Origin of the sequence: Paludibacterium yongneupense DSM 18731 (assembly GCF_000422925.1) — a bacterium.
Lineage (GTDB): Bacteria > Pseudomonadota > Gammaproteobacteria > Burkholderiales > Chromobacteriaceae > Paludibacterium > Paludibacterium yongneupense.
Genome location: NZ_AUGZ01000030.1, coordinates 18,115 through 39,560 on the forward strand (window position 1 = coordinate 18,115; position 21,446 = coordinate 39,560).

At 62.4% G+C, this 21,446-nt stretch carries 22 protein-coding genes; 18 read left to right on the plus strand and 4 right to left on the minus strand.

What is annotated here, in order from left to right; translation table 11 throughout:
* The first annotated feature begins 3 nt into the window (after positions 1 to 3).
* Genes hpnD through radA form a run of 5 tightly spaced genes read left to right on the plus strand, consistent with a single transcriptional unit; the run spans position 4 to position 4,751 of the window.
* The gene (gene hpnD, locus G520_RS0111200; protein WP_028535741.1) at positions 4 to 849 is read left to right on the plus strand and encodes a presqualene diphosphate synthase HpnD; all 846 of its coding nucleotides are present in this window, start codon (positions 4 to 6) and stop codon (positions 847 to 849) included.
* Positions 846 to 2,105 carry a hydroxysqualene dehydroxylase HpnE gene (gene hpnE, locus G520_RS0111205; protein WP_028535742.1) on the plus strand — a complete coding sequence of 420 codons (1,260 nt, stop codon included), beginning with the start codon at positions 846 to 848 and terminating at the stop codon, positions 2,103 to 2,105. Before hpnD ends, hpnE begins: the two co-directional genes overlap by 4 nt.
* On the plus strand, positions 2,102 to 2,872 hold the full coding sequence (locus G520_RS0111210) for an SDR family oxidoreductase (RefSeq protein WP_211222815.1): 771 nt from the start codon (positions 2,102 to 2,104) through the stop codon (positions 2,870 to 2,872). The genes hpnE and G520_RS0111210 overlap by 4 nt, the downstream gene beginning before the upstream one ends.
* Before the next feature lie 2 nt (positions 2,873 to 2,874).
* Complete coding sequence (locus G520_RS0111215; protein WP_028535744.1) at positions 2,875 to 3,387, plus strand: hypothetical protein; 513 nt, start codon at positions 2,875 to 2,877, stop codon at positions 3,385 to 3,387.
* Positions 3,388 to 3,395: 8 nt separating this feature from the next.
* A complete protein-coding gene (gene radA, locus G520_RS0111220) occupies positions 3,396 to 4,751 on the plus strand; it encodes a DNA repair protein RadA (protein ID WP_028535745.1) in 1,356 nt (451 codons plus the stop codon).
* Here the strand turns inward: radA and G520_RS0111225 are convergent.
* Both G520_RS0111225 and G520_RS0111230 read right to left on the minus strand, forming a co-directional pair.
* On the minus strand, positions 4,705 to 5,088 hold the full coding sequence (locus tag G520_RS0111225; protein ID WP_028535746.1) for a DUF2325 domain-containing protein: 384 nt from the start codon (positions 5,086 to 5,088) through the stop codon (positions 4,705 to 4,707). The genes radA and G520_RS0111225 overlap by 47 nt on opposite strands.
* A 92-nt stretch (positions 5,089 to 5,180) precedes the next feature.
* Positions 5,181 to 6,863, minus strand: coding sequence for an ABC1 kinase family protein (locus G520_RS0111230; RefSeq protein ID WP_028535747.1), 1,683 nt, complete (start codon positions 6,861 to 6,863; stop codon positions 5,181 to 5,183).
* A 60-nt stretch (positions 6,864 to 6,923) separates the two neighbouring features.
* Between G520_RS0111230 and G520_RS22500 the strand changes: the two genes are divergently transcribed.
* The 10 genes from G520_RS22500 (at position 6,924) to G520_RS0111280 (ending at position 14,817) form a co-directional block, all read left to right on the plus strand.
* On the plus strand, positions 6,924 to 7,625 hold the full coding sequence (locus G520_RS22500; RefSeq protein WP_051229336.1) for a C40 family peptidase: 702 nt from the start codon (positions 6,924 to 6,926) through the stop codon (positions 7,623 to 7,625).
* A 46-nt stretch (positions 7,626 to 7,671) separates the two neighbouring features.
* A complete protein-coding gene (locus G520_RS0111240; protein ID WP_425516750.1) occupies positions 7,672 to 7,878 on the plus strand; it encodes a hypothetical protein in 207 nt (68 codons plus the stop codon).
* Positions 7,879 to 7,899: 21 nt separating this feature from the next.
* The gene (locus G520_RS0111245; protein ID WP_028535750.1) at positions 7,900 to 9,147 is read left to right on the plus strand and encodes a lipoprotein-releasing ABC transporter permease subunit; all 1,248 of its coding nucleotides are present in this window, start codon (positions 7,900 to 7,902) and stop codon (positions 9,145 to 9,147) included.
* Positions 9,140 to 9,823 carry a lipoprotein-releasing ABC transporter ATP-binding protein LolD gene (lolD, locus tag G520_RS0111250; RefSeq protein ID WP_028535751.1) on the plus strand — a complete coding sequence of 228 codons (684 nt, stop codon included), beginning with the start codon at positions 9,140 to 9,142 and terminating at the stop codon, positions 9,821 to 9,823. Before G520_RS0111245 ends, lolD begins: the two co-directional genes overlap by 8 nt.
* A gap of 32 nt (positions 9,824 to 9,855) precedes the next feature.
* Positions 9,856 to 11,169: a mechanosensitive ion channel family protein gene (locus G520_RS22505; RefSeq protein WP_246542668.1), complete on the plus strand. Its 1,314-nt coding sequence runs from the start codon at positions 9,856 to 9,858 to the stop codon at positions 11,167 to 11,169.
* A gap of 16 nt (positions 11,170 to 11,185) precedes the next feature.
* Positions 11,186 to 11,644: a dihydroneopterin triphosphate diphosphatase gene (nudB, locus tag G520_RS0111260; RefSeq protein ID WP_028535752.1), complete on the plus strand. Its 459-nt coding sequence runs from the start codon at positions 11,186 to 11,188 to the stop codon at positions 11,642 to 11,644.
* Positions 11,632 to 12,381: an endonuclease/exonuclease/phosphatase family protein gene (locus G520_RS0111265; protein WP_028535753.1), complete on the plus strand. Its 750-nt coding sequence runs from the start codon at positions 11,632 to 11,634 to the stop codon at positions 12,379 to 12,381. The genes nudB and G520_RS0111265 overlap by 13 nt, the downstream gene beginning before the upstream one ends.
* 181 nt (positions 12,382 to 12,562) lie before the next feature.
* Positions 12,563 to 13,300, plus strand: a complete 738-nt coding sequence (locus G520_RS22510) for a methionine ABC transporter ATP-binding protein (RefSeq protein ID WP_051229337.1) — start codon at positions 12,563 to 12,565, stop codon at positions 13,298 to 13,300.
* Complete coding sequence (locus tag G520_RS0111275; protein WP_028535754.1) at positions 13,300 to 13,986, plus strand: methionine ABC transporter permease; 687 nt, start codon at positions 13,300 to 13,302, stop codon at positions 13,984 to 13,986. Before G520_RS22510 ends, G520_RS0111275 begins: the two co-directional genes overlap by 1 nt.
* Before the next feature lie 36 nt (positions 13,987 to 14,022).
* On the plus strand, positions 14,023 to 14,817 hold the full coding sequence (locus tag G520_RS0111280; protein ID WP_425516769.1) for a MetQ/NlpA family ABC transporter substrate-binding protein: 795 nt from the start codon (positions 14,023 to 14,025) through the stop codon (positions 14,815 to 14,817).
* Between the two features lie 116 nt (positions 14,818 to 14,933).
* On the opposite strand, the gene G520_RS0111285 is transcribed toward G520_RS0111280, so the two are convergent.
* Both G520_RS0111285 and G520_RS0111290 read right to left on the minus strand, forming a co-directional pair.
* Positions 14,934 to 15,488 (minus strand): flavodoxin family protein, encoded by a 555-nt coding sequence (locus tag G520_RS0111285; protein ID WP_028535756.1) that lies wholly within the window; start codon positions 15,486 to 15,488, stop codon positions 14,934 to 14,936.
* Between the two features lie 270 nt (positions 15,489 to 15,758).
* Complete coding sequence (locus G520_RS0111290; protein WP_028535757.1) at positions 15,759 to 17,027, minus strand: AraC family transcriptional regulator; 1,269 nt, start codon at positions 17,025 to 17,027, stop codon at positions 15,759 to 15,761.
* A 623-nt stretch (positions 17,028 to 17,650) separates the two neighbouring features.
* Here G520_RS0111290 and xylF point away from each other — a divergent pair.
* The 3 genes from xylF to G520_RS0111305 all read left to right on the plus strand — a co-directional run bounded on the left by xylF (position 17,651) and on the right by G520_RS0111305 (position 21,436).
* Positions 17,651 to 18,664 (plus strand): D-xylose ABC transporter substrate-binding protein, encoded by a 1,014-nt coding sequence (gene xylF, locus G520_RS0111295; RefSeq protein ID WP_036666104.1) that lies wholly within the window; start codon positions 17,651 to 17,653, stop codon positions 18,662 to 18,664.
* A gap of 73 nt (positions 18,665 to 18,737) precedes the next feature.
* Positions 18,738 to 20,300, plus strand: coding sequence for a D-xylose ABC transporter ATP-binding protein (gene xylG / locus G520_RS0111300; RefSeq protein WP_028535759.1), 1,563 nt, complete (start codon positions 18,738 to 18,740; stop codon positions 20,298 to 20,300).
* Positions 20,297 to 21,436, plus strand: a complete 1,140-nt coding sequence (locus G520_RS0111305; protein ID WP_028535760.1) for a sugar ABC transporter permease — start codon at positions 20,297 to 20,299, stop codon at positions 21,434 to 21,436. The genes xylG and G520_RS0111305 overlap by 4 nt, the downstream gene beginning before the upstream one ends.
* The last annotated feature ends 10 nt before the right edge of the window (positions 21,437 to 21,446 follow it).

The following is a 21,446-nucleotide window of genomic DNA, read 5'->3' on the forward strand; positions in this document are numbered from 1 at the left end:
CGCGTGACGCCCGATCAGTATTGCGAAGACAAGGCTGCCGCCAGCGGTTCCAGCTTTTATTACAGCTTCCGTTTTCTCCCGGCCGACCGCCGGCGCGCAATCACCGCGCTGTACGCGTTTTGCCGTGAGGTCGACGACGTCGTCGACGACGTCGTCGACCCCATGGTGGCACAGGCCAAGCTCGGCTGGTGGCGGCAGGAGGTCGCACACCTGTTCGGCGGAAAGCCCGAGCATCCGGTGACGCGCGCGCTGGCGCCGCACCTGCTGGTGTACGGGCTGCCGCAAACCGAGTTCGAAGCGATCATAGACGGCATGGAGATGGACCTCGAGTTCGCTCGCTATGATCGCTTCGATGATCTGCGCGAATACTGCCATCGCGTTGCCGGCGTGGTCGGCAGGCTGGCTGCGCGGATCTTCGGGTTTCAGGATGCGGCTACCCTGCGGTATGCAGATGAATTGGGATTGGCTTTTCAGCTGACCAATATCATCCGCGACGTCGGAGAGGATGCACGCCGCGGCCGGATTTATCTTCCGATTGAAGATCTGCAACGGTTCGGCGTCACGGCGGCGGACATTCTGGCATATCGCGACAGCGACGAATTCACGCGATTGATGGCGTTTCAGATCGAACGGGCGTTGTATCACTACGCCCATGCCTGGGATCTGCTGCCGCCCCGCGACCGCAAGACGCAGCGGCCAGGACTGATGATGGCGGCGATTTATCGCGCCACGCTGCTCGAGATCGGGCGGGATGGCCCGGGACGGGTCTTGAGTCAGCGCTTGTCGCTGACCCCTGTCTTCAAGCTGTGGCTGGCATGGAAAACCTGGACTTTCGGCTACCGTCCATGAGTCGCCCCCGGATCGCTGTCATCGGCGCAGGCTGGGCCGGTCTGGCCGCTTCCATCGAACTGGCCCCCGTGGGGGAGGTGGTTGTTTTCGAGGCGGGGCGCGAGGCCGGCGGGCGTGCGCGGCGCGTGCGGGACGACAGCGAGTCGCTGGATAACGGCCAGCATATCCTGATCGGCGCCTATCGCGAGTGCCTGCGGCTGATGCGTTGCGTCGGGAGCGATCCAGAACGGTCGCTGCAGCGCTTGCCCTTGTCCTGGTATCAGGCGGACGGTCTGCGAATGGCGTGTCCGAGCCTGCCTGCTCCGTGGCATCTGGTCCTGGGGCTGCTCCGTGCAGACGGCTTGTCCTGGGGCGAGAAATACCATCTCGCCCGTGCGCTGGGTACGTTGCGGCGGAGCGGCTGGCAGGTCGCCGAGGATGGGACCGTGTCGGGCTGGCTGCGGCGCGAGCGACAGCCGGAAGCGCTGCTCGAGCGTTTCTGGCGGCCGCTGGTGCTGTCGGCGCTGAATACGCCTCTGGAAATCGCGTCGATGCGGATCCTGGCTACCGTGCTGCGCGACAGTCTCGGCGGCTCTCGTGCCGACAGCGATCTGTTGCTGCCGCGTGGCGATTTGTCGGCGTTGTTTCCTGATCCCGCTTGTGCCTGGTTGCGCGAACACGGGGCGGAGCTGCGTTTCGGGCACCGTGTCGACTCGCTGGAAACGGTGGAGGGGGGAGTGCGGGTGGAAGGCGAGCGCTTCGATGCCGCCATCGTCGCCGTTGCGCCTTACCATGCCCTGGCCCTCATTGGCGAGGAGGCGATGCCGGCGGGAGTCAAGGATCTGTCGTTCTGGCCGATATATACCGTGTACTTGCGGTTTGCACGCCCGGTGCGCCTTCCCCGTGCAATGACCGGGCTTGCGCATGGTACCGTCCACTGGATGTTTTCGCGTGCGGACGGCTTGTTCGCCGCCGTCATCAGTGCGCCTGATGCGGCGACTCTGCCGTCGCGCACGGCCCTGGTGGCGGCCGTGGTGGCCGATGCGCGCCGGGTCGATCCTGGCCTGCCCGAGCCGCTCTGGAGCCGGGTGGTGGTGGAAAAGCGCGCGACTTTCGCCGCGGTGCCAGGGCGTATCCGGCCGCCGGCGCGGACCGGTTTGCCGCAGGTCTATCTGGCCGGAGACTGGGTCGATTCGCCCTATCCGGCAACGCTGGAAGGAGCGGTGCGCAGCGGCGTTGGGGCCGCTGATGCGTTGAGGCAAGATTGGGATTCATGACAACAAAATTGATGACGGAATTCGACGACGATGCCGCGCTGTCGGGGCGCGTGCTGTTGGTGACAGGCGCCTCGCAGGGCATAGGGCGCGCAGCGGCATTGCGCTTTGCCGCCCTTGGTGCCACGGTGGTCCTGCTGGGACGCAGCCGCCGCGCTCTGGCGGCGGCCTATGATGAGATTGTACTGGCTGGAGGCCCTGAGCCGGCTGCGATCTCGCTGGATCTGCTGACGGCGGGCGAGGCCGAACTCGACGGCTTGGCGCGGCAGATCGCCTCCGAATGCGGGCGGCTCGACGGTATTCTGCATTGCGCGTCCTATTTGTACGCGCTGTCGCCGTTGACGGAGCAGACCATAGACGAGTGGATGAACCAGTACCGGATCAATACGGTGGCCCCCTTCGCGCTCACCCGCGCGTGCCTGCCGCTGTTGCGCGCCGCCGAGGACGCGGCGGTGCTGTTCGTCGGCGAGACGCACGGTCTGCACCCGGGACCGTTCTGGGGCGGCTTCGGTGCCTCCAAGGCGGCACTCGCGTATCTGGCTCAGGTTGCTGCCAATGAATGGGATGTCTATCCGGGGCTGCGCGTCAATTTATTGGTGCCGGGGCCTGTGAATTCCCCGCTGCGGATGCGCACGCATCCCGGCGAGGATCGGAGCGAGCGCGGCGAGGTCGCGGCCTTGCTGCCGCATCTCGTGTATTGGATGGGACCCGGGGGCCGTGGCCGTAGCGGCGAGACGATAGAACTGGACTTGCGACGCAAGGGAGAATGAACATGCGCTCCACGGCTTGGCTGCCGGTGCTGCTGCTGCTGACCAGCTGCAACTGGATCGGCAATGTGACCGGACTGTCGAAAGACGCCAATAAAGCGGTCGGCGCAGCTTGCCGCCAGAGCGGCCGCTCGCTCGAGCAGTGTTATCTGCGCAATCCGGAGGCCGACAAGGCACAGATCTATGCCGGCTGGCGCGAGATGCACGAGTATATGACGCGCGAGCATTTGCAGACGATGGCCCCGCCGCCCGACCCGCCGCCACCGACGCCCGAGGTGGCTTCCGCTCCGCGCGGGCAGGCGCCGGCCGCCGATGCGACGTCGAGCCGGGGGAGCGCCTACGACGATGCGGCCGCCAAGAATGACCCCGAAGTGGCGGCCGTGATGAGCGTCATCCGTAATCAGCATGTGCCGGCTAGCGGTGTGCGCGACGCCAAGGACCAGAAGGCCCTGCTCGATACCATCAATCAGCTTAACAATGCCCGTCGTGCCGGCGGCGCCTCGGCTCCGAGGAACTGAACACGGACATGGCCAAGATCAAGACGGTATTCCACTGCAGCGACTGTGGTGGCGAATCTCCGAAGTGGCAGGGACAGTGCCCGCATTGCGGCAGCTGGAATACCTTGAGCGAGTCGCAGGCGACCGAAGCGGCCGGGCCTGCCCGCTTCCAGTCCTGGGCCGCTGCCGCCGAAGTGCAATGCCTGTCCGATGTGCGCACCGAAGCCCTGCCGCGCGAAGCGACCGGTATCGATGAGCTCGATCGCGTACTCGGGGGGGGAATGGTGCGCGGCGCCGTGGTCCTGATCGGCGGCGATCCCGGCATCGGCAAGTCGACGCTGCTGCTGCAGGCGCTGGCTCGCATTGGCGAGCAGCGGCGCGTGCTGTATGTCTCGGGTGAAGAGTCGGCGCAGCAGACGGCCCTGCGCGCGAGCCGCCTGGCGCTGGACCCGAGCAAGGTGCGGCTGTTGGCGGAAATCCGCCTGGAGTCGATTCTCGCCGTTCTCAAGCGCGAGGCACCTGAATTTGTGGTCATCGATTCGATCCAGACGCTGTACACCGATCGGGTGACCTCGGCGCCAGGGTCGGTGTCGCAGGTGCGCGAGTGCGCGGCGCAGTTGACGCGCATGGCCAAGGAAAGCGGCACCACCATCGTCCTGGTCGGGCACGTGACCAAGGAAGGCGCGCTGGCCGGGCCGCGCGTGCTCGAACATATGGTTGACACGGTGCTCTATTTCGAGGGCGATTCGCACTCCAGCTATCGCATGATACGGGCGATCAAGAACCGCTTCGGCGCGGTCAACGAACTCGGTATTTTTGCGATGACCGAGCGCGGCCTGAAGGGGGTGAGCAATCCGTCCGCGATTTTTCTTTCATCGTGGCGTGATGATGTTTCCGGTTCCTGTGTACTGGTGACGCAGGAGGGGAGTCGCCCCCTGCTGGTCGAGGTACAGGCGCTGGTCGACGATGCGCATGGCTTTCAGCCGCGCAGGCTGGCCGTCGGCCTTGAACAGAACAGGCTGGGCATGCTGCTGGCGGTGCTGCACCGTCATGCGGGCGTTGCCTGCTTCGAGTCGGATGTGTTTCTCAATGCGGTCGGCGGCGTACGCATCAGCGAACCGGCGGCCGATCTGGCCGTGATTCTTGCCATCGTGTCGTCCCTGCGCAACCGGCCGTTGCCTGAAAAGCTGGTGGTGTTCGGCGAGGTGGGGCTGGCCGGCGAAGTCCGTCCTGTCGCGCGCGGTCAGGAACGCTTGCGCGAGGCCGCCAAGCTCGGCTTCACCCGTGCCGTCGTTCCACTCGCCAATTGCCCGCGTCAGCCGATCGAGGGACTGGAAGTCATCGGGGTCGAGCGGCTCGGCGAAGCGGTCGACTATTGTCGCTGAGCGGTCTCGCGGTCTCGGCCGGCGCGGCGTTGCAACGATCGCATTCGGCACACAGCCCTGCGCATTGCAGCGACTGCTGCAATGCGCATACCGAGCGGCGGCAGGCGATGAAGCGGATGTTATGCTCCGCTGCCAGCTCGCGGAAGTGGCGCATGACGTTGTGCCCCAGGAAATCGGTGAACAGGATGAGCAGGTCGGTGCCGGCCGGCAGCCGGTCGAGCTTGCGCTGATGCGAGCTGTTGCGGCCGCTCAGGTGGCGGGCGATGCTGATGCCGAATTTCTGCAGCACGTCCGGAATATTGCCCAGTGTATCGGCCCCTACCAGCATGGCGTTCATGGTCGTTCCTTCGCATGGCATATCAGATGAACGCTAATGATAATTATTACCATTGAAGCGTGCAAGTCCCGAAATGCGGCTTTTGTGCCCGGTCAAAAATTTTTACCGGCGCGCCAGATCGACCAGATCAGCCACATGCTATTGATGAAGGCGGCCAGAAATCCCAGAAAACCCAGGAAAGGCAGGCCGAACAGCTTGGGACCGGCGTTGACGGTCATGACGATGGACGAGCCGATGATCAGCGAACCGGTGACGATGCCCATGGTGAGGCGGTTGGCGCTGGTGTCGAGCTGGCGGCCGAAGCTGTCAAGCCGTTTCAGATCCAGATTGATGCGAAACTTGCCGTGCCGGACATCCTTGCCCAGTCGGACCAGATCACGCGGCAGGCCAGCCATCATGGCCGCGACTTCCTTTACCGTCTGGCGTCCGCGCTTGAGCAAGGTTGCCGGGTGGTAGCGCTCCAGTATCAGGGAGCGCACGAAGGGGGCGAGGTGGTCGACCAGCATGAATTCCGGGTTGAGCTGGCGCCCCAGACCTTCCAGCGTCACCAGTGCCTTGAATAGCAGTGTCAGATCCGGCGGCAGCAGGATGGAATGGTCGCGGACCAGCGCCATGATGTCGCTGACCAGTTGGCTGATATTGACATTCTTCAGGGCCACATGTTCGTACTGGAACATGAACTCGCTGATATCGTAGGAGAAGCGTTGCTCGTCAACCTGGGTGCTGCCTGTCCACGCCATCAATACGTCGGTCATTGCCGCTTCATCGCGTTCGCTCAAGGCCGCAAGCAGGTCGACGATCTCGTCGCGCCGGGTGTGGCTGATACGGCCGACCATGCCGAAGTCCACGAAGCAGATCGTGTGGTCGGCCTGGAAAATCACATTGCCCGGATGCGGGTCGGCGTGGAAATAGCCATTGATCAGAATCATTTTCAGCACTGCGTCGGCGCCGCGCCGTGCGAGTTCGACCGGGTCGAGCCCCGCCGCGCCGAGCCCGGACACGTCGCCGGCGGACAGGCCGGCGATATATTCCTGTACATTGACCGCCGGGTTGGTGAATTCCCAGTACACGCGCGGAACCGTCACCGTTTTGTCGTCGGCGAAGTCGGCGGCGAACCGCTCCATATTGCGCGCCTCGACGGCCAGGTCGAGTTCGCGTCGCAAAGAACGCGAAAACTGGTTGACGACTTCCTGGGGCTGGAAGCGGCGCACATCGGGAAACTCGAGTTCGAGAAGATAGGCCAGATGCGACAGAATGCGCAGATCGGCGTCTATCTTGTCGACGATGCCGGGGCGGCGCAGCTTGACGGCGACCTGGCTGCCATCGCGCAAGGTGGCGCGGTGCACCTGGGCGATCGAGGCCGAGCCGATGGGGACCGGGTCGAACTCGGCGAACAGGGTTTCCGCCGATGCGCCCAAGGTCGCCTTGACCAGTTGCTGGACACGTTCAGGAGGAAGCGGCGGGACCCGGCTCTGCAATTTCTCGAATTCGGCTATCCATTCCGGGGGGAACATGTCTACCCGCGTCGAGAGGATCTGGCCAAGCTTGATGAACGTCGGCCCCAATTCTTCGATGGCGAGACGGACCCGGACCGGAGTCGGCAGCCCTGCATTCGGATCCGGCAGACTCAGGTTCAACCACTTGCCGGCGATTTCCATCGCCCGCGGCAGCCGCAGGCGCTGGGCGAACTCGCCGAGTCCGTGATGAATCAATATTCCACTGATTTCTTTTAGGCGCGGCAAGTCGCGCATTGCAATAAGAGTTTCTCGCAGCATGAGGTATCCAGCCTGTCTGCCGGCTTTACACTGCCGGCCTCGTCCGTTAGAGTGCGGGCTATGAAATTGCATCGTCACCTACTGGCTTTGGTGCTCGCTGGCTTTATGGTATGCGCTTATGCCGCGCCAGAAAAAGCCGCGCCCGAAGCGCGCCCGAACGCCGAAGCCACGGAAGACCCGATAAGCAAGTATGCCTCACCCGGCGAAGACGCTGTGGGAGATATGCTGCTTCAGGCTGTCAGTCTGCTGGGCGTCGCCTATCGTTTTGGCGGTTCGACCCCGAACACCGGCCTCGATTGCAGCGGATTCATTCAATACGTCTTCAAGAAATCGCTCAAGGTCAATCTGCCGCGCACCGCGTCGGAAATGGCCCATGTCGGCCGCGCCGTCGATAAGGCGGAACTGATCCCCGGGGATCTTGTCTTTTTTAATACCCGTGGTTTTGCATACTCACATGTCGGTATTTATCTAGGTAACGGTAAATTTATCCATTCGCCGCGTACCGGCAAAACCATCGAGGTGACGACGCTGAACCAGTCGTACTGGGTTTCGCACTGGAACGGCGCGCGCCGCGTCTCGCGTACCGGCACGGCTGGCGCCAGTGCAGCGGCGGATGTTTCCGATACACCGGCGACGTCTTCCCCTTCTTCGGCGCGCTGTACGCGTGGCGCGAAAAAGTGCCGTGCGGCGGCGAGCGCCGCCAGGAGGGGCGGCGGTGCGAAAAAGAGCGCTGCCCACAAGGCACACAAGCACAAACACTAAGCCGCCCGGGCCGTGGCCCCGCGCGGCGAAGATGGAATGAATAGCGATGGAAATACCGATTTGGCGTGATCCGGAAGGAAATGTGGTCTCCTGCGTCGAGAAGATCAAGGTGATGCAGGAAAACCTCGAAGAATTGAGGCAGATGGCGCAGGATGCATTCGAGGATGCTCTGCTGATGGGGTGTGACGAGGGACAGGTGCGCGAGTTCCTGCTCCAGATGATGCAATCGCTGGAAAACCCCTACCACTCGTAGGTTCGCGAAGGATGGTGGTAGATGCATTTGCCTTTTGAGGCCTTTATCGGCCTGCGGTATCTCCGCGCCAGACGGCGCAACAGTTTCATTTCCTTCATCTCGCTGGTTTCCATTCTCGGCATCGCGTTGGGTGTGGCGGCGCTGATCATCGTCTTGTCGGTCATGAACGGCTTCCAGAAGGAAATCCGCGACCGCATCCTGAGCGCCGCGTCGCATATCGAAGTCAGCAGTGCCGATGGCCGCGTCGCCGACTGGCCGCGGCTTTCTGCCGCAATCGCACATGAGCCGCGCGTGCTGGCCACCGCTCCCTTCGTCAGTGCCCAGGGGCTGCTTGCCGCCAGTGGCAGCGTACGCGGCGCCATGGTGCGCGGCGTCGATCCGGCGGCGGAAAGTCGCGTGGTCACGATCGGCCGCCACATGGTGTTCGGCCGCTTCGATGCGCTCGCTCCGGGCAGCTTCGGCATCGTGATCGGGGTTGAACTCGCGCGCCAGCTCGGAGTAGGGGTTGGCGACAAAGTGACGTTGATTACGCCGGAAGGCAATATCACGCCAGCCGGCATGATGCCGCGGCTGAAGCAGTTCACCGTGGTCGGCGTATTCAAATTGAATATGTACGAGCTCGATGCCTCGCTGGCCATGATTTCCCTGCGCGACGCGCAAGTCCTGTTCCGCCTCGGCGACGATGTCAGCGGCGTGCGCGTACGGCTGGACGACGTGCTGGCTGCGCCGCAGGTCAAGGCCTCGCTGAGTGCGCGCTTGAACAGCAACGCCATGGTGACGGACTGGACCGATGCCAATGCCAACTATTTCCGGGCCGTGCAAATCGAAAAGCGCATGATGACAATCATCCTGACGCTGATCGTGGCGGTGGCCGCTTTCAATCTGGTGTCTACGCTGGTGATGGTGGTGACCGACAAGCAGGCCGATATTGCCATCCTGCGCACGCTGGGCGCTTCGCCGGGAAGTATCATGAGCATCTTCATGATCCAGGGAGCGGTGTCCGGCGTGCTCGGCACCTTGTGCGGGGTGGCGGGGGGGCTGCTGGTGTCCTTCAATCTCGACCCCATCGTCGGCGTGATCGAACATATCACCGGCAGCAAATTGTTGTCGGCCCAAGTGTACATGATCGATTACCTGCCATCCGACGTCCAGCTGGGCGATGTGGGCATGATTACCGTGATTTCCCTGCTGCTGGCCTTGTGCGCCACGGTGTATCCGAGCTGGAGAGCCGCGCGCACCCAGCCGGCGGAGGCGCTGCGCTATGAGTGACGTACTGGTGTGCCGGGGCCTTGGCAAGGTGTTCGATGAAGGTGGGTTGAATGTCCAGGTGTTGAGCGGGGTCGACTTTCGCGTCGGTGCCGGCGAGCGCGTTGCCATCGTCGGCGCTTCCGGCTCGGGCAAAAGCACTTTGCTGCATCTGCTGGGCGGGCTGGACAAGCCGACGCGGGGCGAGGTGGATGTCCTCGGGCGCAGTCTGGCCGGCATGAGCGAGCCCGAGCTCGGCGAGTGGCGCAATGCCAAGCTGGGCTTCGTGTACCAGTTTCACCATTTGCTGGCAGAATTTTCGGCGCAGGAAAACGTGATGATGCCGCTGCTGATCCGGCGCATGCCGCGCGAGCAGGCTGCCGCCGAAGCCGCGGAGATCTTGCGCAAGGTCGGTCTCGGCCACCGGCTGGCCCACAAGCCCGGCGAACTGTCGGGCGGCGAGAGGCAGCGTGCGGCCATCGCACGGGCGCTGGTGACGCGGCCTGCCTGTCTGCTGGCCGACGAGCCGACCGGGAACCTGGATGCACAGACGGCGGCACAGGTCTACGATTTGATGCTGGAGCTGAATACCCATCTGGGCACCAGCCTGCTGATAGTGACTCACGATGTCGAACTGGCGCGCCGTGCCGATCGGTGCTTGCGGCTTTCCGGCGGCGTCCTGAGCGAACTGGCCGGCTGAAACGGCCAGGCTGACCCGGCGAGGAGTGCGGCGTGATCTACTACAAGCGTACCGAGATTTCGATGGATGCTCTGGCCGATGCCCTGCAGACGGCGTCGGGGCTGGTCGAGCTGGCGCTGGGCGGGTTGTGCATGCTGGCCGGGTGGTATGTTGCCCGCCGTCTGTTTTTCCTCTTGTTTACCCGCCACCCCGGACGGTACGAGCGCTTTCTGCCTTATGCCGGCTTCCGTATGGTGATGCCGCTCACGGCGTTGCTGGTATCGATACTGTGCACCTTGCTGTGGCTGGACGTGACCCATCACCGTCCGCATGTGCTGCCCGCTGTCTCGGCGAGCCTGTTCTGGCTGGGCCTGATCCGCCTGCTGGCCGCCATTGTGCGCCAGGCCTTGCCCAGCGGGCGTTTCGAGCGGCATACCGAGCGCCTTATGGCGTCGGCGCTGTGGCTGGCATTCGTGGCCTGGCTGACCGGGCTCGACGATGTCGCACTGGACTGGATGCAGTCGGTCAGTTTCCGCGTCGGCAAGGAAAAGCTCGACCTGCTGATGATCATCAACGGTCTGCTCTGGGTGTCCGGCATCATGGTGGTGGCACTGTGGGTCAGCCGGGAGATCGAGTCATGGCTGATGCGGCTGTCCCATCTCGATCTCAATCTGCGTATCGTGTTTTCCAAACTGTCGCGCAGTCTGCTGCTGCTGCTGGCCGTGCTGATCGCCTTGCCCATCGTCGGCATCGATCTGACCGTATTGTCGGTGTTCGGTGGCGCGCTCGGCGTCGGACTCGGTTTCGGCCTGCAGAAGATTGCCAGCAACTATGTTTCCGGTTTCATCATCCTGCTAGACCGCTCCATTCGCATCGGCGATCGGCTGATGGTGGAAAACCGGGTCGGCTACGTCAGCAAGATCACCTCGCGCTACGTCGTTCTCAAGGGGCTGGATGGCACCGAGGCGCTGGTCCCCAATGAGGTCATGATCGCGAACACGGTGATCAATCAGTCGTACACCGACAAGACGATGTGGATCAGCCTGCCCATTCAGGTGGCTTACGGCACGGATCTTGACCTGGCTCTCGGCCTGCTCGTGCAGGCGGCGCGGCACGCGCGGGTGCACGAAGAGCCGCCGCCGTGCGGCTTCGTCACCCAGTTTGGCGATAATGGCATTACACTGGAAGTAGGATTATGGGTTCGTGACCCGGAAAACGGATTCATGGGACTGAAGTCGGATATCAATCGCGCGATCTGGCGCCTGTTCAGCGAGCATGGCATCGAAGTGCCGTACCCGCAGCGCGAGGTGATGCTGCGCAATCCTGAAGTCTTACGAGTGCAGCCCGCGCCGGATAGTCGCGGCTGAGTATTTGGGGCAAGGTATGGGAAACAAACAGCCGCTGTCGGTGCTGGTGGTGATTTATCGTCTCGACGGTCATGTGTTGTTGCTGGAGCGGGCCGACCGCCCCGGATTCTGGCAATCGGTCACCGGCAGTCTGGAGGGCGACGAGACGTTCGCGCAGGCCGCCGCTCGTGAAGTCGCCGAGGAGACGGGAATCCTGTCGCCGCCGCCGGATGATTGGGACAGGGTCAATCGCTATGAAATCTACCCGCACTGGCGCCATCGCTACCCGCCTGGCGTGACGCACAACGAGGAGCATGTCTTCGGGCTCGAAGTCGGGCGCGACATTGCCGTGCGGCTGGCTCCCGGCGAGCATCTGGACTGGTGCTGGCTGCCCTGGCGCGACGCTGCCGAGCGCGTGTTTTCCCCTTCCAATGCCGAGGCCCTGCGCCAGCTTCCCGAGCGCATGGCCGGCCGGATGCGCGCATGCGGGCGCTGACGGTCGCCAGTTACAACATCCACAAGGGCATGTCGCCGCTCAACCGTCACCTGCGGCTGGAAGAAATCGCCTGTGCGCTGGAAACGGTGCTGCCCGACCTGGCTTTTCTGCAGGAAGTACAGGGGCGCAATCTGCGCCGCGCGCGGCGCTGCAGCGACTGGTCCAGCCTGCCGCAGCACCGCTATCTCGCCCGTCGGCTCGAGCTGATGTCGGTGTATGGCCTGAATGCCGCCTACGAGTACGGCCACCATGGCAATGCCCTGCTGTCGCGCTTCCCCATCCATTCCTGGTGCAATCTCGATATCTCGGTCAATCGTTTCGAGAGTCGCGGCATTCTGCATTGCGTGCTGCATCCTGCCGGTTGGCCTACTCCGGTGGTGGCATTGTGTGCGCACTTCAATCTGCTAGGCCGCGATCGCAGCAAGCAATACCAGGCGCTGACCGCCTATCTGACCCATGCCAGCGATGCCGGCATTCCCTTGATCCTGGCCGGCGATTTCAACGACTGGCGGGTGCAGGCGAGCGACCAGCTTGCGCGCGATCTCGGGCTGAACGAGGTTTTCCTGATGCTGCACGGCGAGCATGCGCTGAGTTTTCCCGCACGCATGCCCTTTCTGCCGCTGGACCGCATCTATGTGCGCGGCCTCAAGCCGCTGCGTGCCGAAGTCCTGCATGGGGCGCCGTGGGCGCGCCTGTCCGACCACTTGCCGCTGGTGGCAAGCCTGCTTCCTGCTTGACAATATCGCGCAGTTCGGGTTGAATGACGGTTCGCCGATTTGACACAGCTTGCGGGCGTAAAACAGCTAAAGCGTGGGTAATCCGTAAGGGGTTGCGCATCTCTTCTCGATTGAAGACTCCACGTCCATCTGGCCCGCTCGCATTCTTGCTTGGCGGGCCTTTTGTTTTGGAGTTGACGCAATGATTCATTTGCAAGCTGTCCACAAACGCTTTCAGCGTCCCGATGGCGGCTGGTTTACCGCTGTAGAAGACACCTCGCTTTCCATCGGCGCAGGCGAGATTTTCGGTTTGATCGGCTTCTCCGGTGCCGGCAAGTCGACCTTGCTGCGCCTGATCAATCTGCTCGAGCGCCCCGATGCCGGCGCCGTCATTGTCGACGGCCGCGACCTGACCAGCCTGTCGGCGCGCGAGCTGCGCCGCGCGCGCCAGAACATCGGCATGGTATTCCAGCAGTTCAATCTGTTGACCAATCGCACGGTGGCCGACAATGTGGCCTTCCCGCTCGAAGTGGCCGGCTGGTCGCGCGCCGATATCGCCGCCCGGGTCGACGAGTGTCTCGATGTGGTCAGCCTCGGCGATCGGGCACGGCATTACCCGGCCCAGCTTTCCGGCGGCCAGAAACAGCGTGTCGGCATCGCCCGCGCACTTGCGTCGCGCCCGAGGGTGATTCTGGCGGACGAGCCGACCTCGGCGCTTGATCCACGGACAACGCAATCGATTCTGGAATGCCTGAAGAATATCAATGAGCGTTTCGGCGTCACCGTGGTCGTGGTGACGCACGAGATGGGAGTGATTCGGTCCATCTGCCATCGCGCCGCCTTGCTCGATCATGGGCGTATCGCCGAAGTGATGGACGTGGTCGACGGCAGTGTCGATGCGCGCACCGACCTCGCATTGTCCCTGCTGGAGGCTGCGTGATGGATGCACTTGCCGTACACGACGCCTTGCAGAATCTGCTGACGTTGACGCCGGAAATCTGGCAGGCGGTCAAGGAAACGGGGCTGATGCTGGGGATAGGCCTGTTTGCCGCCATCGCGATCGGAGGACCACTCGGAATCGTGCTCTACCTGTCGCAGCCCGGACAATTGTTTGCGCATCGGCTGCTAAACGGGGTGCTCGGCTGGCTGGTCAATCTGGTGCGCTCCTTCCCCTTCATCATCCTGATGGTCTCGCTGGTGCCGCTGACGCGGATCCTGGTCGGCAGCACCATCGGGCCGGTTGCGGCTGCCGTACCCTTGTCCTTCGCTGCGATTCCGTATTTCGCGCGCCTGGTCGAGCAGACTCTGCGCGAGATTCCGCGCGGCGTGATCGAAGCCGCGGAATCGATGGGGGCGAGTCCCATGCAGATCATCTGCAAAGTGCTGCTCAACGAAGGGCGCTCGGGGCTGATTTCCAGCCTGACCATACTGACCATCAGTTTTTTGTCGTATTCCGCCGTTGCCGGTGTGGTCGGCGGTGGCGGGATCGGCGACCTGGCGATCCGCTACGGCTACTACCGCTATGAAACCGAAGTCATGGTGGCCATGGTGCTGCTGCTGGTCCTGATCGTGCAGATCATCCAGATTGTCGGCAACCGCCTGGCTGCCCGGCTTGATAAACGCTAATTCAGAACAATGGAGTTCACAATGCAAAAAACAGTCATGACTGTCCTGGCCGCTGCCCTGTCCGGCCTATTTTTCGCCACGACCGCCCAGGCCGCCGATGCGAGCAAGCCGAATATCGTGATCGGCACCACGGTCGGCGACTTCGGCGACATGGTAAAAAGCCAGGTGAAGCCGATTCTGGAGAAAGAAGGCTACAAGGTCCGTCTGGTCGAGTTCACCGACTACGTCCGTCCCAATCTCGCGCTGCAGGAAGGCTCGCTCGATGTCAATGTATTCCAGCACAAACCCTACCTGGAAACCTTTGCCAAGGAAAACAAGCTGTCGCTGACTGCGCTGTTCCAGGTTCCGACTGCGCCGCTCGGCATTTACGCCGGCAAGCTCAAAGCGCTGAAGAGCGTGAAGGATGGCTCCACGCTGGCCGCTCCGAACGATCCGAGCAATTTTGCGCGTGCGCTGGTGATGCTTGCCGATCTGGGCTGGGTCAAGCTCAAGCCGGGGATCAATCCGCTGACTGCCAGCGAGCGCGACATCGCCGTCAACGTCAAGCATATCAAGATCATTCCGCTGGAAGCCGCACAGTTGCCGCGCGCGCGCAGCGACGCCGACTTCGCGGTCATCAACGGCAACTACGCGACCAGCTCCGGCATCAAGTTGACCGAGGCACTGTTCCAGGAAAAGAGTTTCGCTTATATCAACTGGGGTGTGGTGCGCAGCGCCGACGTGGGCAAGCAGTGGGTGCGCGACGTGACCGCCGCCTACAACTCGGCTGAGTTCAAGGGCTGGGCCAAGCAGAAATACGTCGGTTACAAGTTCCCGGCCGCGTGGAAGTAAGCGCGACCTTTTGTTGTACTTTCGGCATCAAGGCTTCTCGGAGGGCATGCGCCCTCCGTTTTTTTTGCGTGGCGGCGGGCGGGTAAAGCGCCATGCCCGCCGCCGTACACGACGACTCAGGGGCGCAGGCGCGCGGCAATCGCGGCAACGCGCTGGCCGTAGCTGCGAGCGGTATCCAGGTCGCCCTGCGGAATTTCTTCAACACTGGCATCGGACGGGGACTGGATCAGCAGACCGACAGAGCCGCCGAGGTTGTTGACATCGTTGCGCGAGGCGGCCTTGCTGTTGCTCGGCGGCAGGCCGAGGCTGACCCAGATGCCTCCATGCTGGGAAGCCAGTGTCTGCAATGCGATCAGGGATACCTGCTTGTCGCCGTTGAGACTCGCGCTATTGGTGAAGCCGCCGAAGACTTTGTCCTGCCAGGCGCGAGTGAACCAGGCCTTGGAGGTCGCGTCGGCGAATTTCTTGAATTGCCAGCTCGGGCTGCCCATATAGGTGGGAGCGCCGAAGATGATGCCGTCGGCCGCAGCCAGTTTGTCCCATGCTTCCGTGGGCAGGTTGCCTTCGGCGTCAATGGCGACAAGTTCGGCATTCGCGCCCTGTGCGACATTCTCGGCAACGCGCTGTGTGTGACCATAGCCGGAGTGGTATACGACGACAATACGAGCCATGTGAAACTCCTATGTGGTTTGCAAGTAGGGCAAGGTCTGCGGCATGACAGCCGCAAAACCGACATTCCATCTTAGCTTTTTCTATTGCACGAGACAGCGATTTTTAGGCAACAGACTATTTCTCGCTGGTTAACAATGCTCATTGTTCACGCGCGACCGGGGGCCTGCAGGGCGCAATCCGTGCTTCGGGGCGGTCGGGGCGTGCCGTCGGCTGTCGTCATCGTCCCTGTCGGGGGGCTCCCGCCGCAGGCCCGGCTCGGAGGCATGCGTTCAAGCCTGGGGAGTATGGCGCCGTTCTTCCCGCAGCGGGAACGGGCAGGGGGCTTTGCGGCGGTCGGGGCCCGGCGGTCTCGCGCCTGTGGACTGAGTCGCCTTGTCCTGCCAGGCGCGCGGGGTGCAGCCAAGCTCGCGTTTGAACACGGCATGCATGTATTGCACCGAAGTGAAGCCGCAACTGACGGCGATATCGGCCATCGAGTGTTGCTCGTTTCCCAGTCGGGTTTTCGCGGCCTCCAGTTTGAAGCGCAGAATTTCATCGTGCACGCTGCGTCCCAGCTTGCGACGGAAGTACCATTCCAGCGACGAGCGCGAGACACCGACGTAGTCGGCGACCTGTTCGGTCTTGATGCCCTGGCAGGCATATTGGCGAATGAAGTGCAGCGCCTGCATCACATGCGGATTGTTGTACGGTTCGTGCAGGCTGGACGCCTGGACATTGAGCCCGGCCGGCGGCACCACGATGCGGTTCCCCGCCAGACGTGCGCCATGCATCATCTGCTGCAATAGATGGGCGGCGGTACGCCCCATTTCCTGGGTGCCTTGAATCACCGAACTGAGCGGCACCCGCGTCAGGATGCGGGCGAGGGGGTCATTGTCGATGCCGACCAGGGCGACCTGCTCCGGCACGGGGATGCCGGCGCTCAGGCAGGCCTGCAGCAGTTGACGCGCTCTCGCATCGCAGACTGCGATGATACCGATCGGCTTGGGCAGGCTGCGCAACCAGGCGATCTGTTGCTCGACCGACGTATCCCATGAGGGGGCGCTGGTATGGACGCCCCGGTACAGCTCGCCTTGCATGCCATCTCGTTGCATCAGTTGCAAAAAGGCTTTCTCGCGCTCCTGGGCCCAGCGATTGAGCGGCGATTGCGGCAGGCTGAAACAGGCGAAACGCGTGAGACCGGCTTCGATCAGGTGGTCGTGCGCGAGTTTTACCAGTTTGAAATTATCGGTGGCCACATAGGGAATGCCATGGGGGTATTCTGCTTCGTCTGCGTAGGAGCCTCCGACGGCGACCACGGGCAGGGCGATGCGGGACAAGGCTGCGCTGACCTCCGGGTCGTCGAAGTCGGCGATGATGCCGTGCCCCTCCCAGTGTTCTATCCCTTGCAAGCGGCAGCGGAAGTCTTCCTCGAGAAACAGGTCCCATGAGGCGCGCGTGGTGCTCAGATAGGAGGCGATCCCGGTGATGATATCGCGATCGTAGATTTTGTTGCCGTTGAACAGTAGGGCGACGCGGCGTGCAGACGGCGTTTTTGTCATCCGGTGGTCTCCTTGTACAGGGAAGGAATGGCCTTGCGGGTGGCGGGCTCCGGCTTTGCGGTCCGGCATTGTGATTTTCACGATTGATTGTAATCAGCTCGCGCGGCGGCGTCAGCGAGAAAAGACGATTGTGCGGCTGCAATAGAAAGAAACGCTATCGCGCTTGGTGGATTTCATAATTGTGAGCGTGAATGGCCGGTTGATAGTATGGCGCCACACCATTGCCCGGACGCCTGCCGGGTCATGGCTGCGACATGCGCTGCGCGCCGGTTCCGTCGGTGGACCGGCCCCTTTCTCTCTGCGAGGAGACGTCCGATGAGTTATTTTCCCGCTGTCGTCTGCACTGGCATCGCCGGCCTTGGGCGCGCGTCATGGCGGCAGGTGGGCTCCAGTCTTCCTGCAGGATCAGGGGCGGCAGCGTGAGCATGCCCGAGCGGACAGAATCGAAGGGGGTGCACTTGTCGTTGCAAGCGTTGTGCTAAAAGCCAAGCGGCGGAAGGATGCGGGATGGTCGGGGGACTGTCTCCACGCCGTAGGGCATGCCGTGCCAGCCGGAGCGCTTCGGCTGCAGTGCGGGATCGGGTTCATCTGCTGTTCTAATCGCAACACAAGGAGACCTAGCCATGAACAAGACCATAAAAAATGCAGTACTGACACTGTTGTCCGCCTCCACCCTGCTTCTCGGCGCTACGGCGGCGCAAGCCGATGCCAAAAATCCTAAAATCGGTTTTTCCATCGATGATTTGCGGGTCGAACGCTGGGCGCGAGACCGTGATTTCTTTACCGCAGCGGCGGAAAAACTGGGGGCCAAAGTCTTTGTGCAGTCGGCCAACGCCAGCGAGCAGCGGCAGATTTCACAAATCGAGAACCTGATCTCGCGCGGCGTCGATGTGATTGTCATCGTCCCGTTCAACGCGACCGTATTGACCAATACCATCAAGGAAGCCAAGAAAGCCGGGATCAAGGTTGTATCCTACGATCGCCTGATACTGAATGCCGATATCGATGCCTATATTTCATTCGATAACGAAAAGGTCGGCGAGATGCAGGCGGCCGGCGTGGTCAAGGTGCAGCCCAGAGGCAATTACTATCTGCTCGGCGGCTCCCCGACGGATAACAACGCCAAGATGCTGCGCGAAGGACAGATGAAGGTACTCAAGCCGCTGGTGGACAAGGGGGCGATCAAGATCGTCGGTCAGCAGTGGGTCAAGGACTGGAGTCCAACCGAAGCCCTGTCCATCGTCGAGAACGCGCTGACGGCCAACGATAACAAGATCGACGCCATCGTCGCTTCCAACGACGGCACGGCCGGCGGCGCGATTCAGGCCCTGGCGGCACAGAAGCTGGATGGCAAGGTGCCGGTATCGGGGCAGGATGCCGATCTGGCTGCCGTCAAGCGCGTGATCGCAGGCACCCAGGCGCTGACGGTTTACAAACCGCTGAAGCTGATCGCCACGCAGGCGGCGAAACTCGCCGTGCAGTTGGTGCGCAACGAGAAACCGGCTTACAACTCCCACTACGATAATGGCGCCAAGCAAGTGAACACGGTATTGCTCAAACCGACCGCCCTGACTCGCAGCAATGTCGATATCCTGGTCAAGGATGGCTTCTACACCAAGGCTCAGATCGGAGAGTAAAGGGCAATCGATCGGCGCACGCGACCGGGGTCGCGTGCGGCCCTTTCTTTATCCTTTCTTTGCGAGAGCGAGCATGTCCGATTTTCTGATGGAAATGAGCGGTATCGTCAAGACGTTCGGCGGCGTGCGCGCGCTGGATGGCATCGATATCAAGATCCGGGCGGGGGAGTGCCTGGGACTGTGCGGCGAAAATGGTGCCGGCAAGTCCACGCTGATGAAGGTCCTCTCGGGGGTTTACCCGTACGGAACATGGGACGGCGAGATACTGTGGGACGGTCGGCCCCTGCGCGCCCAGTCGGTGCGCGACACCGAGGCGGCCGGCATCATCATCATTCATCAGGAACTGATGCTGGTTCCCGAACTGTCGGTCGCCGAGAATATTTTCATGGGGCATGAGCTGACCTTGCCCGGTGGCCGCATGAACTATCCTGCCATGTACCGGCGTGCGGGGGAGTTGATGCGCGAGCTGAACATGCCGGATATCAATGTGGCGCTGCCTGTCATGCACTATGGCGGTGGCCATCAGCAGTTGGTCGAGATCGCCAAGGCGCTGAACAAGAAGGCCCGCCTGTTGATTCTGGACGAACCGTCCTCCTCGTTGACCGCGTCGGAAATCGCCGTGCTGCTGGATATCATCCGCGGTCTGAAAGCCCGTGGAGTGGCCTGCGTATATATCTCGCACAAGCTCGACGAAGTGGCGGCGGTCTGCGATACGGTGGCGGTCATTCGCGATGGTCGCCACATTGCCACGACGGCGATGGCGGAGCTGGACGTCAACCGCATCATCGCCCAGATGGTCGGTCGCGAAATCGCGGCCCTGTACCCGCGCCAGACGCACGCGATCGGCGAGGTCGTGTTCGAAGCGCACCATGTCAGCTGTTTCGATGTCGATAATCCGCGGCGCAAGCGCGTGGACGATATTTCCTTTTCCCTGCGGCGCGGTGAAATTCTTGGCGTGGCCGGTCTGGTCGGGGCAGGGCGCACCGAACTGATGTCGGCTCTGTTCGGGGCCTATCGCGGGCGGTTCGAGGCAGAGGTCTGGCTGGATGGAGTCCCGGTCGATACCGGCAGTCCGCTCAAGTCGATCCGGCTCGGTTTGTGCATGGTCCCGGAGGACAGAAAGCAGTTGGGCATCGTGCCGGATCTCAGCGTCGGCCAGAATATCACCCTGACGGTGTTGCAGGAGTTTTCGCGCCATACCCGCATCGATTCGGAATCCGAGCTCAAGACCGTGCACGGCGAGATCTCGCGGCTGCAACTGAAAACCGCCAATGCTTTCTTGCCGATCACCAGCCTTTCCGGCGGAAATCAGCAGAAGGCGGTGTTGTCGAAGATGCTGCTGGCGCGTCCCAGGGTGCTGATTCTCGACGAGCCCACACGCGGGGTCGACGTCGGCGCCAAATCGGAAATTTACAAACTGATGATGGAGCTGGCGGCACAGGGCGTCGCCATCATCATGGTGTCATCCGAGCTAGCCGAAGTGCTCGGCGTTTCCGACCGCGTGCTCGTGATTGGCGAAGGTGTGCTGCGCGGCAACTTCATCAATCGCGATCTGAGTCAGGAGACGGTGCTGGCGGCGGCGATCGACCCCTCCGCGCGCGCGACCGGCCACTGCGATAATCGGGAGACGGCATGAACACCGGAACGATCAAACAGCTTTTCAGCCAATACAAAACCATGGCCTTGCTGATCGCCATTGCCCTGATCTGGCTTTTTTTCAACCAGGCAACCGATGGCGGTTTCGTCACGCCGCGCAATTTGTCGAATCTGTTGCGGCAGATGTCGGTGACCGGCATTCTGGCCTGCGGCATGGTGCTGGTCATCATCGCCGGTGAAATCGACCTGTCGGTCGGCTCCATGCTCGGTCTGCTGGGCGGTGTCGCCGCCGTGCTCGACGTGACGCAGCACGTGCCCCTGCCCATCGATGTGCCGCTGGTGTTGCTGCTCGGCCTGATGTTCGGCCTGTTCAACGGTTATCTGACGGCCTATTTGCGAATCCCCTCGTTCATTGTCGGTCTCGGCGGCATGCTGGCGTTTCGTGGCGTGCTGCTCGGCGTGACCGGGGGCATGACCATCGCACCGGTGTCCGGCAGCATGGTGTATCTGGGGCAGGGCTACTTGCCGCCCCAGCTAGGCGCCGTGCTGGGGGCGGGCTTGTTCTTGCTGGCGATGGTGCTGACCTGGCGGCAGCGCGTGAACCGCATGCGGCACGCGCTGCCGCTGACGCCGCCATGGCGCGATGCAATCCGTGTCGCACTGATCGGCGCGGTGTTGCTGGCTTTCGTGCGCACGCTCAACCACTACGACGGCATCCCCGTACCGGTGCTGCTGCTATTGGCTCTGCTCGGCATTTTCAGCTACGTCACGACGCAGACCGTGTTCGGCCGCCGCATCTATTCGGTGGGCAGCAATATGGAGGCGACGCGATTGTCCGGCGTCAATGTCCAGGCGGTCAAGATGTGGATTTTCGGGATCATGGGACTGATGTGCGCATTGGCAGGGCTGGTCAATACCGCGCGACTCGCCGCCGGCTCGCCATCGGCAGGCAATATGGGCGAGCTGGATGCCATCGCCGCCTGTTTCATCGGCGGCACATCGATGCGCGGCGGTTCCGGCACGGTCTATGGCGCGCTGATCGGTGCGCTGGTGATGGCCAGTCTCGACAATGGCATGTCAATGCTCGACGTTGACACTTACTGGCAAATGATCGTCAAGGGCGGGATTCTGATGCTGGCAGTATGGGTGGATGTCAGCACCCGCTCCGTCCGCTGATCGATACCGC